This window comes from Acinetobacter pullicarnis (assembly GCF_006352475.1).
Taxonomy (GTDB): domain Bacteria; phylum Pseudomonadota; class Gammaproteobacteria; order Pseudomonadales; family Moraxellaceae; genus Acinetobacter; species Acinetobacter pullicarnis.
The window spans coordinates 2,634,223-2,647,240 of sequence record NZ_VCMZ01000001.1 but is presented as its reverse complement, the minus strand read 5'-3'; the positions used below and the strand labels follow the sequence as shown (position 1 = coordinate 2,647,240).

Genomic DNA, 13,018 nt, shown 5'->3' with positions numbered 1-13,018 from the left:
AAATAATCTTTGGCAAGGATCCGCAATAGCGCGACATAACTCAATGCTGTGAGATTGAGAACCACCACATTGAGCATCATTTTTGTATATTCAGCATTTTTATCTGGTTACTATTATGAAATATCAACAGCCCCTAATAACTAGAATATTTATTTATCCTTTATAGTGTCGTTCATATTTAATCCCTTCCATTTCATAAATCTGATAAATACACTCAAATAACGCAGTAATATCTTTGCTTTTATCCAAATTACGAATACTCATGAATATGGGGCTGACGGCAGATTGATCGAGTATCGGAATATAATGCAAATGCGCCAATTGAATTGAACGCGCACTTTCAGGCACGATACACACTCCAATACCTGCCGCTACAAAACCTAAGGCCAATTGTAGTTCACGCACAGTTCGTAAATTGGTTGGATCAAGATGATATTCAGAAAATAGATTCTGTACTTGCGTTGCAAAGCTGGGTTGTACGTGATTTGGATATAAAAATATATTTTCATCGACGATATCAGATAAATAAACACCTTCTTTCTGCGCGAGTAAATGATGGTTTGAATGCAATGCAAGGAATAATGGCTCTTCCCGTAATAACACACGTTTCACGGCTGGATCTGAAATACGTAAGCGGCCAAATCCAACATCAATGCGACCTTCTTTGAGTGCCGTCACTTGTTGCATGGTGGTCATTTCAATCATTTCTATTTTTAAATGCGGTTGTTGTTGGCTATATAAATACACAATTTTAGAAAGTAAACCGTAGAGCAATGAGCCGACAAAACCCATGGTTACTGTATGTTCGAGTCCGCCGATACGCTGCGTCATCGCTCGAATTTCAGCAGCATTCGATAAAAGTTTTACAGCATGTTGATAAAGAAACTCACCCGCGGGCGTCATTTTTAATGGACGACTACCACGTTCAAATAACAGTACCCCAAGATCCGTTTCTAAGTTTTGGATTTGACGACTCAATGGTGGTTGCGCAATAAATAATTTTTCAGCAGCTTTGGTAAAGCTCTTTTCTTCTGCGACTGCAACGTAGTAGCGGAGGCGTCTCATATCCATACACTCTATACCTTTTCCATATACTAAAATGTTAATTTGATCTTAGACAGTCAATATCTATTCCGATAAGGTATATCAAGCCCGATATGAAAAGCAAGATTAAGCTGTGAACTTCGGGTTCTAGTTTCATTGTTTTCAAGCGCATCGCCATGAAAACTTGCACCAAGCAATGCAATACATACTCAAGGAGTCGAGTTATGCAATATATGCATCAGCATACATTAACTAAAATTTCGAATAGGTTGTACGGGGACATAGAAATCACGGGCTGCAGCGACGATTTCCTCAGCCTTGATTTCCTCGGCCTTGACGTACTGTTTTTTCAAACAAATTAAAACGACAGCCCTTGCTGGTTTAGAACTTTACCGCTTAAGCACTTGCTCAAAACCTCATGTAACCTAAATATCGCTACTTTGGATATTTCTGGGAACTTCCTTAAATTTAGAAAGCCGGAGAATGGAAATGCCACGCATTCCTGTGATGAATACTAGCCATCTTGATCGTATTGATGAATTACTTGTAGATGATTTTGAGTCGGGTGAATTTAAGCTACATCGTTCAGTATTTACTGACCAGACTTTATTTGATTTGGAAATGAAATACATTTTTGAAGGCAACTGGGTTTATTTAGCGCACGAAAGTCAGATTCCGAACAATAACGATTTTTACACCACACAGATTGGCCGCCAACCGATTATTATTGCGCGTAACCGCAATGGTGAACTTAATGCCATGATTAATGCATGTTCACATCGGGGTGCGCAACTTTGCCGTCATAAAAAAGGCAATAAAGCCACTTATACCTGCCCATTCCATGGTTGGACATTCAACAATTCGGGCAAGTTACTTAAAGTCAAAGACCCATCCGATGCAGGCTATTCAGACTGTTTTAACCAAGATGGTTCACATGATCTTAAAAAAGTAGCACGTTTTGAAAACTACAAAGGTTTTCTCTTTGGTAGCTTAAATCCAGATGTGCCGTCTTTACCTGAGTTTTTAGGTGAGACCACCAAAATTATCGACATGATTGTGGATCAATCTGAACAAGGCTTGGAAGTTTTACGTGGTTCTTCAACCTATACCTATGATGGGAATTGGAAGTTAACTGCGGAAAATGGCGCAGATGGTTATCACGTTTCTGCCGTGCATTGGAACTATGCAGCGACCACGCAACATCGCAAAGAAAAACAGCAAGAAAATGATAATGTTCGTGCCATGAGTGCAGGGGCATGGGGCAAACAAGGCGGTGGTTCATATGGCTTTGAACATGGTCATATGCTGCTGTGGACGCAATGGGCCAATCCTGAAGATCGTCCAAACTTTGTCAAAGCAGACGAGTTTACTGAGAAATTTGGTGCTCCAATGTCAAAGTGGATGATCGAACGTTCACGTAATCTGTGCCTCTATCCAAACGTTTATTTAATGGACCAATTCGGTTCACAAATTCGTGTGCTGCGTCCAATTTCGGTTAATAAAACCGAAGTGACGATTTACTGTATCGCACCGATTGGTGAGTCAGCCGAATCACGTGCCCGCCGTATTCGCCAATATGAAGATTTCTTTAATGCGTCTGGCATGGCAACGCCAGACGATCTGGAAGAATTCCGCTCATGCCAAGCGGGTTATGCCGGAATTGAACTGGAATGGAATGACATGAGTCGTGGTGCAAAACATTGGGTTCAAGGTCCTGATGCTGCAGCTGATGAAATTGGCTTAATTCCTAAACTCTCAGGAATTAAAACGGAAGATGAAGGCTTATATGTTGCACAGCATCAATATTGGCTCGACATGATGAAAACAGCGATTCAAAAGGAAAAACAATTGGCTGAGTGCGCTGAGTTAAATGCAGCAGCAGCGGGAGAGGCAGTGTGAATACGATTGTAAATTTAGAAAAAGTCACTTTAGAAAATATTAGCCAATTTTTATATCGTGAAGCTCGTTGTTTAGATGATGAAAAATGGGATGAATGGTTGGCATGTTATGCAGCGACGGCATCTTTCTGGATGCCTGCTTGGGATGATGATGATCGTTTAACGGAAGATCCACAGGCTGAAATCTCGCTGATTTATTATCCCGATCGCCAAGGTCTTGAAGACCGGGTGTTCCGGATTAAAACCGAACGTTCTTCGGCCACCATGCCAGACACGCGTACCAGCCATAATATTAGTAATGTTGAAATGATCTCGCGTGATGGCGACAAAGTGGTGGTGCGTTTTAATTGGCATACCCTCAGTTTCCGCTATAAAACCAGCTATAGCTATTTTGGCATGTCGCGTTATGAAATTGATTTCTCAGGTGAAAAGCCGCAGATCTTAAGCAAATATGTGGTGTTAAAAAATGACTATATCAATCAAGTGATTGATATTTACCACCTTTAATCATTTATCCAAGCAACCCATCCGAATTTTCAGCCAAATATAAATTGGCTGAAAAGGATACGTTTTAAAGATTTTTATAGGATTCTCAGCCATGTCAAGCCACAACATTGCACTTCAATTTGAAGATGGCGTTACTCGTTTTATTGCTGTCGCTCAAGGTGAAACTTTATCTGATGCAGCCTATCGCCAAAAAATTAATATCCCACTGGATTGTCGTGATGGTGCATGTGGAACTTGTCGTGCATTTTGTGCTTCAGGTTCTTTTGATATGCCTGAAGAAACCTATATCGAAGATGCTTTAACTCCTGAAGAAGCTGCTCAAGGCTATATTTTGGCATGCCAATGTCGCCCAAGTTCCGATGCGGTTTTTCAAATTCAAGCCTCATCGGCACTGTGTAAAACTGAAATTCATACATTTCAAGGCAGCTTATCCGCAGTTGAACACCTCTCTGAATCAAGTATTTGCTTTGATATTCAATTAGATGAAGATCAGCCGGATATTCATTTCCTTGCGGGACAGTATGTTAATGTAACGCTACCGAATACCACAGAAACCCGTTCATATTCATTTAGTTCGAAGCCTGGCGAGCGTCTAACCAGTTTTGTGGTACGGAATGTACCGAATGGCAAGATGAGTGCATTTTTAAGCACTGATTTTCAGTTGGGCCAAAAAATGTCATTTAGCGGTCCCTATGGCAGTTTTTATTTGCGTGATGTGCAGCGTCCCGTATTAATGCTGGCCGGTGGAACTGGGATTGCACCATTCATGTCGATGTTAAAAGTGCTTGAAGAAAAAGGATCTGCATATCCAATTCGCTTAGTCTTTGGTGTAACCAACGATTTTGATTTGGTGAGATTGGAACAACTCGATGCATTACAAGTAAAATTACCGTGGTTTGAATATCGGACTGTGGTGGCACACCCAGAATCGACACATACACGTAAAGGTTATGTGACTGGTCATATTGAAAATGATTGGTTAAATGGCGGTGATGTCGATGTTTATCTGTGTGGGCCTGTACCGATGGTTGAAGCCGTTCGTGGCTGGTTAGACAAAGAAGGGGTGCAGCCAAGTAACTTCTTATTTGAAAAATTCTCTGCGAATTAATCATTAAATTTAAGGGAATGAATAATGATCAATAAAAGATTCACCAACAAAGTGGTGATTGTCACTGGTGCTGCTCAAGGTATTGGCCGAGGGGTAGCACTACAAATTGCAGCGGAAGGTGCACAAGTGGTGATGGCTGATCTTTCACCGTATGTAGAAGAGGTCTTAGCCGAAATCATCGCAGCCGGTAATGATGCAATCACCATCAGTGCAAATTTAGAAACCTTTGCGGGTGCAGAAGCAGTTGTTGCCAAAGCAATCGAACACTATGGTCGTATTGATGTGCTGATCAATAATGTCGGTGGGGCGATTTGGATGAAACCTTTTGAGCAATTCTCTGAACAAGAGATTATCAAAGAAGTCAATCGTTCATTGTTTCCAACGTTGTGGTGCTGTCGTGCGGTATTGCCAGAAATGATTAAAAATCAAAAAGGTACGATTGTGAATGTGTCATCCATTGCGACACGTGGGATTAATAGGGTGCCATATTCTGCTTCTAAAGGTGGGGTCAATAGCCTGACGGCATCACTTGCCTTTGAGCATGCCAAAGATGGTATTCGTGTGAATGCGATTGCTACAGGTGGCACCGAAGCACCACCGCGCAAAGTACCACGTAATGCTGAGCAACTATCTGAAAATGAAAAACAATGGATGCAACAAGTGGTTGATCAAACGCTTGATCGCAGCTTTTTAGGGCGTTATGGCAGTATTCAAGAACAAGTGAATGCGATTTTATTCCTTGCTTCTGATGACTCTTCTTATATTACAGGGACGGTTGTGCCTGTTGGTGGAGGAGATCAGGGCTAAATCTGATTTTTTCCAAGTCAAAAGGAACATTGAATTGCAAGCAAGGAGGCACTCGCACAATGGCAAATCTGGTTCAAACCCTAAAACATGACTGGTCAATTTCGGCTACTGTGGCTGGATTTCTAGCTGTTTTAATCTCTTATTCCGGACCTTTAGTCATCTTCTTTCAAGCTGCCCAGCAAGCACAGGTTTCACCTGCCATGATGATTTCATGGATTTGGGGGATCTCGATTGGTGCTGCTGTTGCCGGGATTTATCTGTCAATCAAGTTTAAAGTGCCAGTTGTCACAGCATGGTCTGCACCAGGAACAGCACTACTGGTGACATTATTTCCAGATATCTCATTAAATGAAGCGGTTGCAGCCTATATCACCTCCGCGGTGGTAATTTTTGTGATTGGTATTACGGGCTATTTTGACAAACTGTTGAAACTGATTCCGCAAGCGATTGCTGCTGGGATGATGGCTGGGATTCTATTTCAATTCGGTATTGCGTTATTTGTTGCCAGTGACACTATGCCAATGATTGTCTTTGGCATGTTGATCGTGTTCCTGTTAGCAAAGCGCTTTAGTCCGCGCTATACCATGGTTTGGGTGCTCATTTCCGGCATTGTACTGAGCCTGATTATGGGCAAAATGAATCCAGTTGAAATGAACTTTAGCTTGGCAATCCCACAGTTTATTCGCCCAGTCTGGACATGGAATGCGGTTTTAAATTTGGCATTACCACTTACCCTCGTGAGTTTGTCGGGGCAGTTCTTACCCGGTATGGCAATGATGAAAGTGAGTGGTTATGACGTGCCAGCCAAGCCGATTATTGGTGTAACCAGTATTGTTTCACTTGTTGTTGCTTGTGTGGGAGGCATTACCATTGTATTGGCTTCGATTACAGCAGCTTTATGCATGGGCAAAGATGCACATGAACTCAGAGAAAAACGCTATATTGCAGGAATTGCCAATGGGATTTTTTATATTCTCGGTGGTCTATTTGCGGGCAGTATTGTGATGATGTTTAGTTTACTTCCCAAAGAATTGGTTGCAGCGCTTGCTGGCTTAGCATTGCTTGGTGCAATAGGCAGTAATATCTCTATGGCAATGTACAACGAATCGCAGCGTGATGCCGCCTTGATTACCTTTTTAGTGACTGCTTCAGGGATGCATTTTCTAGGGTTGAGTTCGGTGTTTTGGGGAATTTGTATTGGCTTAATCGCACATTTTATTTTAAAGAAGCCAGAACCGATTGCAGCAGCAACATAGCTTGTGGTAATCATTGCAACGATTTGTCTAGCAATGAAAATGCACACTGTCATTTGCGCTAAATTCGACATGGATCACGGATAGCATCTGATCGAATGTGGATTATTATTCGGTTTTGATTGAGGCCAGATTTCAGTATTTAAAATCAACTATTTTTTGGAAAGGGCTGCTTAGACAGCCTTTTAAGCATGCCTAGAAGGTATGTATTGCTTAACTTTTCTTCGATTTTAGCTTGGTACGCTTGGTGATAGCCGCTCAGTACTGGCTGAGCTGATTGATATTTCTTTTGTCAAAATACAAAAGATGGATTTAAATTGAATCGATTAATAAAGATATTTAGACTTTATAGTCTTTTGATTTTAGTGGTTTATATTGAATATTTAAAAAGAATACTTAAGGCCATGCGATTGAAAATAGTGTGATTCAAGCCGATTTAAACTTGAGTTGAATCTTTAGCACCTGAAAAATAAAAACAACCGAAACGGTATAACAATAGATTGAATCAGTTTTGGACATTAGCAAGAGAATCCCGCATTGTCTGCCATAGTTTATGGACTAATTCACAAGCAGGAGGCTTATCGTGGATAGTAACAAATTAAATATAAATACAGTCGTAGATAAGGCTAAATTCACTCCATTCCATTGGGGGGTATTGATTTGGTGTTTACTTATTATTGTTTTTGACGGCTACGATTTAGTAATTTATGGTGTCGCTTTACCATTGCTCATGCAGGAATGGGGCTTAACGGCAGTACAAGCAGGTTTACTCGCCAGTACTGCGTTATTTGGGATGATGTTTGGTGCAATGTGTTTTGGAACACTCTCAGATAAACTTGGCCGAAAAAAAACCATTATGATTTGTGTGGCTATTTTTAGTGGTTTTACCGTATTGGGGGCATTTTCCAGTTCGCCAACAGAATTTGGTGTTTTACGCTTTTTGGCTGGTTTGGGTATTGGTGGGGTCATGCCAAATGTGGTTGCACTGATGACCGAATATGCGCCTAAAAAAATACGCAGTACTTTGGTTGCATTGATGTTTAGTGGTTATGCCATTGGTGGGATGACATCAGCACTGTTGGGGGCCTGGTTGGTTGCAGATTATGGTTGGAAAATCATGTTCTATATCGCAGGTTTTCCATTGCTGGCACTGCCTTTAATTTGGAAATATTTACCCGAATCACTGATGTTTCTTACCCAGAAGGGGGAAACTGAAAAAGTCCGTGAAATTGTACAAAAAATTGCGCCCGAACAGCAAATTAGCCTAGACACAAGATTTGTTTTAAATGAAGCGACTGCAGGCGATGAAGCGCCATTACGTGCCTTATTCCAACAGGGGCGCACATTTAGTACATTAATGTTTTGGCTCGCTTTCTTTATGTGCCTGTTGATGGTTTATGCCTTGGGTAGTTGGTTGCCGAAGTTAATGATACAGGCAGGTTACTCACTTGGTGCTAGTATGATGTTCTTGTTTGCATTGAACATTGGTGGAATGGTGGGGGCAATTGGTGGGGGGGTATTGGCAGATCGCTTTCACTTAAAACCTGTACTGAGTATTATGTTTGCAGTCGGTGCACTGGCGTTAATTTTACTGGGTTTTAATAGCCCGCAGGCTGTGCTATATACCTTAATCGCCGTGGCAGGTGCAGCAACCATTGGATCACAAATTCTACTGTATACCTTTGTTGCACAATTTTATCCAGCTGCAGTTCGTTCAACCGGCATGGGATGGGCTTCGGGGATTGGGCGTATTGGTGCAATTGTCGGTCCAGTGTTGACGGGTGCTTTATTAACGTTTGAGTTACCACATCAAATGAATTTTATGGCGATTGCCATTCCTGGGATTATTGCAGCAGTTGCGATTTTCTTGGTACGCCTCAGCGTATCCGTAGAAGGTACAAAACAACGCTCGAAGTTATTGGATGCACAGCAAGCCACCGCTGAAAAAACCGTGATCAATTAAATCAAGTACAGTCTAAAAAGCAATTGAGTATCTGCTCAATTGCTTTTTTTTTTGAGTGTGATTAGGGCTGCTGGATTTGTTGAAGTGCAGCTAGATCAAAGGTGATCGCTGAATATTCTTTTTGAATTTTATTCATATAAAATACATGCTGCTTGTCTTTTGACCATGGGCCATCGAGATGCGTCCAAGATGCAATATCGACCCGCGGGAGTTTGCGCTCCAAATAATAAATATGCACATCATCCGTTGAGAAGTGAGCGCTTAGCATTCGCCATGAGTGAGCAGTGACGCGTTGCAAAGCTTTTCCATCACAATAAATCTGTTCTTCATCACTGGCATACAGCGTATTGTCTGTGAACACTTCGAGCCGTTGGCTATGCGTGCAAGTTTTCATAAGCCGCCCCCAATACCATGCCGCATTTTGATCTGCGGCATAACCATGACCAAGATCACGGAAGCTTTGAGGATCAGCATTTTGAACGGCTTTGAGTGAGGTCTCATGTTCAAGATATACTTGATGTTGATCAACCCAATATTGATCTCGTCTAGCAAAGCTATTGCGGTCAATTTCGCTCATGCGTGTCCAAGCATGATAAATACTCGAAGCATCACGGGCGATAAAAAGACTATTCTCTAAATGTTCATCCAGATAAATTTCAAAGCTTGCTGCATCGGCAGCACGTAGTTTACGTCCCTGATGCCAAACCTTCCCATCACGGATTGCCCAAAACTCGATTGCATAAACACCAATGACTTTTTGTTCAGGGAAGTCACTGAGTTTTTTCCAAGGCATGCGCTTCTTCTCTAAATATTGAGGATCACCAAGAGTATAGGCGATTTAATAGCTGAGAATCTGATCTTATGCATTATCTTAAAATACGTTTATCGACGTGTTGAATCTTGGTTTTTCCACAAAAGGCCATACTCAAATCAAGCTCTTTGTAGAGAATCTCAAGCACGCGATGCACACCTGCTTCACCATAAGCACCTAGACCATAAATAAAAGCACGACCAATGAGACAACCTTTTGCACCTAAAGCCATGGCTTTAAGCACATCTTGCCCGCTGCGAATACCACCGTCGATATACACTTCGGTTTGTTCACCCACCGCCAAGACGATTTCTTCAAGTACGGAAATGGTGGAGGGGGCACTATCTAATTGACGACCACCATGATTGGAAACCACAATCGCATCGGCACCAGCCTGAACAGCGAGGCGGGCATCATCCACTTCCATAATGCCTTTAATGATGAGCTTGCCACCCCATTGCTGTTTCACCCAAGCCACATCATCCCAACTTAGTTGCAAATCAAATTGTTCGGTGGTCCATGAGGAGAGCGAGCTGGTATTTGAAATGCCATCAACATGCCCCACGATATTGCCAAAGCTACGACGTTTTGTGCCTAACATGCCAAGGCACCACTGCGGTTTGGTGCCCATATTTAAAATATTACGAATGGTAAGGCGCGGGGGAGCAGATAAACCATTTTTAATGTCTTTATGGCGTTGCCCCATAATTTGTAAATCAGCGGTCAAAACTAAGGCACTACATTTGGCTTTTTTGGCACGTTCGATCAGTCGTTGCATAAACACACGATCACGCATCATATAAAGCTGAAACCAAAATGGTTGCGTGGTTGCCGCTGCGACATCTTCAATTGAGCAAATGCTCATGGTCGACATAATATAAGGAATACCAAATTTTTCTGCGGCCTTGGCAGCGAGAATTTCACCATCTGCATGTTGCATTCCAATCAGACCCGTCGGTGCTAAGGCAACGGGCATATGCACTGGTTGACCGATCATCTCTGTTGCCAAAGAACGGTTATCCATATTGACCAAGACTTTTTGTCGAAACTTATATTGCTTAAAATCTTCGCTGTTTTGATGCCAAGTTTGTTCAGTCCATGCACCTGAATCACAATAATCCACAAACATTTTGGGTACTTTGCGATAATAAACTTCACGCATATCTGCAATACAGGTAATGCGTTGTAAATCACTCATAATGGTTCCTTGATCGATGATCTGAAATGCTTTGGCTGTGTCGATAGATTTAGTGTTGTTGTTTTTGTATAAAGTATCTATATGTTTTATATCATAAAATAAATGATTCTGAAATAACATATCTCGATAAAGAAGCGCCGTGGTTTTGGGCTGTAGATTCCGTCTAAGAAGAAAAAGCTGGAAAGAGCTGTGCTGCGCTGCGCATAGAGACATTTTGGAAGAAGGCTGCTAAGGAAAAGACTGAAGATTAACGCAAAGGATAAACAGTTGCTTTATGCTATCGAGGTAGATTGAAAATTTTAGTAGAATATTGATAAAAATCAATTACTAGTTTATTAATATGACAAATGTTTCTCAAATTTTAACGCCTTTCCCTAGCATTAAGTTGAATGAGCTGAATGAAATGCTAGATTCAAGACTTAAAAGTTTTATAGATGCGCATCTAATCCAGAAAGAGAATGGACTGATTATTAAGGGATATCTTGTTAAGCTAGAGAAAACGCTTGAGCGCTCAAGGTATGCAAAGGTTTATGATCTCGTCCTAGAAGATGACACTGGAAAAATTGAAGTCGAAATCTCAAAAACGCTTTTAGAAAAATATTCATCAGGACAATATGTGGAATTATTTGGCTATCCAAAATTCAACTTTTATAATAATCAATGTAATAAAAGATTTGTCGCATATACAATTCACCAGCATGAAGCGCCAGCAGAAATTGAAACTTTCCAAAGTGTGACTGACCTTTCAAGCAGCTTTAAAAAATATAAACCAAAGAAAAATTTATTTCCATACTCGGCAAAAATTTCGATTGCATTGATTTACTCATCAGCCAGTGCAGTAAAGGTTAATAATGATTTCTATCAACAGCTTACTGATCAAAGTCGTTTGGAGTTTACCGAATTACCGGTCAGTTTATCTAATCTTAATAATTTGACTGAAGTATTAAATAAGGCTAAGAATTTTGATGTCATCGTGCTCATCCGTGGAGGAGGAGATCCCTCCGTTTTTGAAATATTTGATAATCCGCGTATTGTTGAAGCATTTAATGCGCTAAATGGCTATAGAATTGTTGGCTTAGGTCATAATACAGATCTCTCTATTATTGATTATTTAGCGGATTACTCTGGCGTAAGCCCAACAGAAGCGGGTGTGCATCTACGGGATATTTTAGTTTATTACACTGAAATAAATAAGGCGTTTGAAGAGGCAAATAAGCACATCGCCCATTTAAAGCATAGGGTCGCTGAAGGCTCAAAAAAGATTACACGACTTGAAGTTGATCTCGAACGTCAACCGAATGAAACGGTGCAAAGACAACTGCAAAGTAACTTTGATCGGGTTCAAGTGGAATTAAGCAATAAAACTGAAGCGTATAAAAAGCTAATGTATTTATCCCTCGGCATTATCGTTGTGTTGCTTTTTATGCTTTTTTTAAAATAGGAGCTTAAAGAAGAGGCAGCAACTTGCACTCAAGAATTGTATTACAGGGGTTGTGCAAATGAGTATTTAGGCATAGGCGACGCGCGCGATGTAATAGAAAACTGATGTGATATGAGTTTAATCGTTAAAAAACACCTTTCCAATCCGACACGCAAAGCTTTGTTTGAGTGTCGGAGGTATGGCCATTTTATGCAGAATTATTTAACGACCTAAGTCTGATTCAGAAAGATTGTCTGGTGTCATCAGGGCTTGCGCAATATAAAGTTTCACCAGTCGTTCACGTGAGCCAATCGACTTTTGATAATAGGTTGAATTTAATAATAAAGATGCGCCATGCGTGACGGTCCAGACATAGGATAAATAATCACGAATCGACATTTTACTGTTAACTGATTTTAGATATTCATCTGTGCTGTCTTTTATTTCTATAATCCGTGCTTCACGTACGGTATAAAGTTCTTCGAATAGCGATTTTAAAGTGCGTTCATTGTTGGTCAGGCGTTCTTCAATCACATGTAATAATATGGTGCGATTAGAATTAAGCATGTTGTACAGCATATATTGTGCGACATAGGTCTTAATATTATTTTTATATTTAATCGAAATATCGAGTAAGCGCTTTTCATTTAAAATAATGAGTTCTAAATACAGCTGATTTTTACTTTTAAAATGTTTGTAAATCGTGCCTTTAGCAATATCGAGCTCATGTGCCAATTCACCAAGCGTGATGTCTTGGTTATTTTCAAGCAATAGCCGTTCAGCCATCTCTAAGATTTTTTCTTTACGTAAAATAAAATTTTGTTGGCGTACAGACAGCATCTTATTTACCTAAAGCCATAGAATCAAAGCACTTTACCATATTAAAGGATTCTTGCATTAAATGTTATGGAACTAAAGTCGTGTTATTGCCTAAAAAACAAGCAAACAATTCAATGCATTATTCTTTAAAAATCACAACTGTATATTAATGTCAACAAGAGTGAACCAG

General features: G+C 40.6%; 11 protein-coding genes. 7 read left to right on the top strand and 4 right to left on the bottom strand.

Annotated features, from left to right (window positions below):
* Positions 1–153 precede the first annotated feature (153 nt).
* Positions 154–1,071, bottom strand: coding sequence for a LysR family transcriptional regulator (locus FD716_RS11655; RefSeq protein ID WP_139852493.1), 918 nt, complete (start codon positions 1,069–1,071; stop codon positions 154–156).
* Between the two features lie 462 nt (positions 1,072–1,533).
* Between FD716_RS11655 and benA the strand changes: the two genes are divergently transcribed.
* The 6 genes from benA to FD716_RS11625 all read left to right on the top strand — a co-directional run bounded on the left by benA (position 1,534) and on the right by FD716_RS11625 (position 8,580).
* Positions 1,534–2,943, top strand: coding sequence for a benzoate 1,2-dioxygenase large subunit (gene benA / locus FD716_RS11650; RefSeq protein ID WP_139852492.1), 1,410 nt, complete (start codon positions 1,534–1,536; stop codon positions 2,941–2,943).
* Positions 2,944–2,948: 5 nt separating this feature from the next.
* Entirely contained in the window at positions 2,949–3,449 is a 501-nt protein-coding gene (gene benB / locus FD716_RS11645) for a benzoate 1,2-dioxygenase small subunit (protein ID WP_139853676.1), read from the top strand.
* 91 nt (positions 3,450–3,540) lie between these two features.
* A complete protein-coding gene (gene benC / locus FD716_RS11640; protein ID WP_139852491.1) occupies positions 3,541–4,557 on the top strand; it encodes a benzoate 1,2-dioxygenase electron transfer component BenC in 1,017 nt (338 codons plus the stop codon).
* A gap of 24 nt (positions 4,558–4,581) precedes the next feature.
* The gene (locus FD716_RS11635; RefSeq protein ID WP_139852490.1) at positions 4,582–5,364 is read left to right on the top strand and encodes a 1,6-dihydroxycyclohexa-2,4-diene-1-carboxylate dehydrogenase; all 783 of its coding nucleotides are present in this window, start codon (positions 4,582–4,584) and stop codon (positions 5,362–5,364) included.
* Between the two features lie 59 nt (positions 5,365–5,423).
* The gene (gene benE, locus FD716_RS11630) at positions 5,424–6,620 is read left to right on the top strand and encodes a benzoate/H(+) symporter BenE (RefSeq protein WP_139852489.1); all 1,197 of its coding nucleotides are present in this window, start codon (positions 5,424–5,426) and stop codon (positions 6,618–6,620) included.
* A 580-nt stretch (positions 6,621–7,200) separates the two neighbouring features.
* A complete protein-coding gene (locus FD716_RS11625; RefSeq protein WP_139852488.1) occupies positions 7,201–8,580 on the top strand; it encodes an MFS transporter in 1,380 nt (459 codons plus the stop codon).
* Positions 8,581–8,641: 61 nt separating this feature from the next.
* Here FD716_RS11625 and FD716_RS11620 read toward each other — a convergent pair whose 3' ends face one another.
* A complete protein-coding gene (locus FD716_RS11620; RefSeq protein ID WP_139852487.1) occupies positions 8,642–9,373 on the bottom strand; it encodes a DKNYY domain-containing protein in 732 nt (243 codons plus the stop codon).
* A gap of 73 nt (positions 9,374–9,446) precedes the next feature.
* Positions 9,447–10,589, bottom strand: a complete 1,143-nt coding sequence (locus tag FD716_RS11615) for an alpha-hydroxy acid oxidase (protein WP_139852486.1) — start codon at positions 10,587–10,589, stop codon at positions 9,447–9,449.
* A gap of 340 nt (positions 10,590–10,929) precedes the next feature.
* Here FD716_RS11615 and FD716_RS11610 point away from each other — a divergent pair, with 340 nt between their 5' ends.
* Positions 10,930–12,030 carry an exodeoxyribonuclease VII large subunit gene (locus FD716_RS11610; protein ID WP_139852485.1) on the top strand — a complete coding sequence of 367 codons (1,101 nt, stop codon included), beginning with the start codon at positions 10,930–10,932 and terminating at the stop codon, positions 12,028–12,030.
* 201 nt (positions 12,031–12,231) lie between these two features.
* Here the strand turns inward: FD716_RS11610 and FD716_RS11605 are convergent, their stop codons facing one another.
* Positions 12,232–12,849 carry a TetR/AcrR family transcriptional regulator gene (locus FD716_RS11605; protein WP_139852484.1) on the bottom strand — a complete coding sequence of 206 codons (618 nt, stop codon included), beginning with the start codon at positions 12,847–12,849 and terminating at the stop codon, positions 12,232–12,234.
* Positions 12,850–13,018 lie beyond the last annotated feature (169 nt).

Bases quoted from the DNA above. Each gene is read 5' to 3' on its own strand.
- benC (WP_139852491.1), top strand. From the start codon at position 3,541: ATGTCAAGCCACAACATTGCACTTCAATTTGAAGATGGCGTTACTCGT.
- FD716_RS11635 (WP_139852490.1), top strand. From the start codon at position 4,582: ATGATCAATAAAAGATTCACCAACAAAGTGGTGATTGTCACTGGTGCT.
- FD716_RS11615 (WP_139852486.1), bottom strand. From the start codon at position 10,589: ATGAGTGATTTACAACGCATTACCTGTATTGCAGATATGCGTGAAGTT.
- benA (WP_139852492.1), top strand. From the start codon at position 1,534: ATGCCACGCATTCCTGTGATGAATACTAGCCATCTTGATCGTATTGAT.
- benE (WP_139852489.1), top strand. From the start codon at position 5,424: ATGGCAAATCTGGTTCAAACCCTAAAACATGACTGGTCAATTTCGGCT.
- FD716_RS11655 (WP_139852493.1), bottom strand. From the start codon at position 1,071: ATGGATATGAGACGCCTCCGCTACTACGTTGCAGTCGCAGAAGAAAAG.
- FD716_RS11605 (WP_139852484.1), bottom strand. From the start codon at position 12,849: ATGCTGTCTGTACGCCAACAAAATTTTATTTTACGTAAAGAAAAAATC.
- FD716_RS11620 (WP_139852487.1), bottom strand. From the start codon at position 9,373: ATGCCTTGGAAAAAACTCAGTGACTTCCCTGAACAAAAAGTCATTGGT.
- FD716_RS11610 (WP_139852485.1), top strand. From the start codon at position 10,930: ATGACAAATGTTTCTCAAATTTTAACGCCTTTCCCTAGCATTAAGTTG.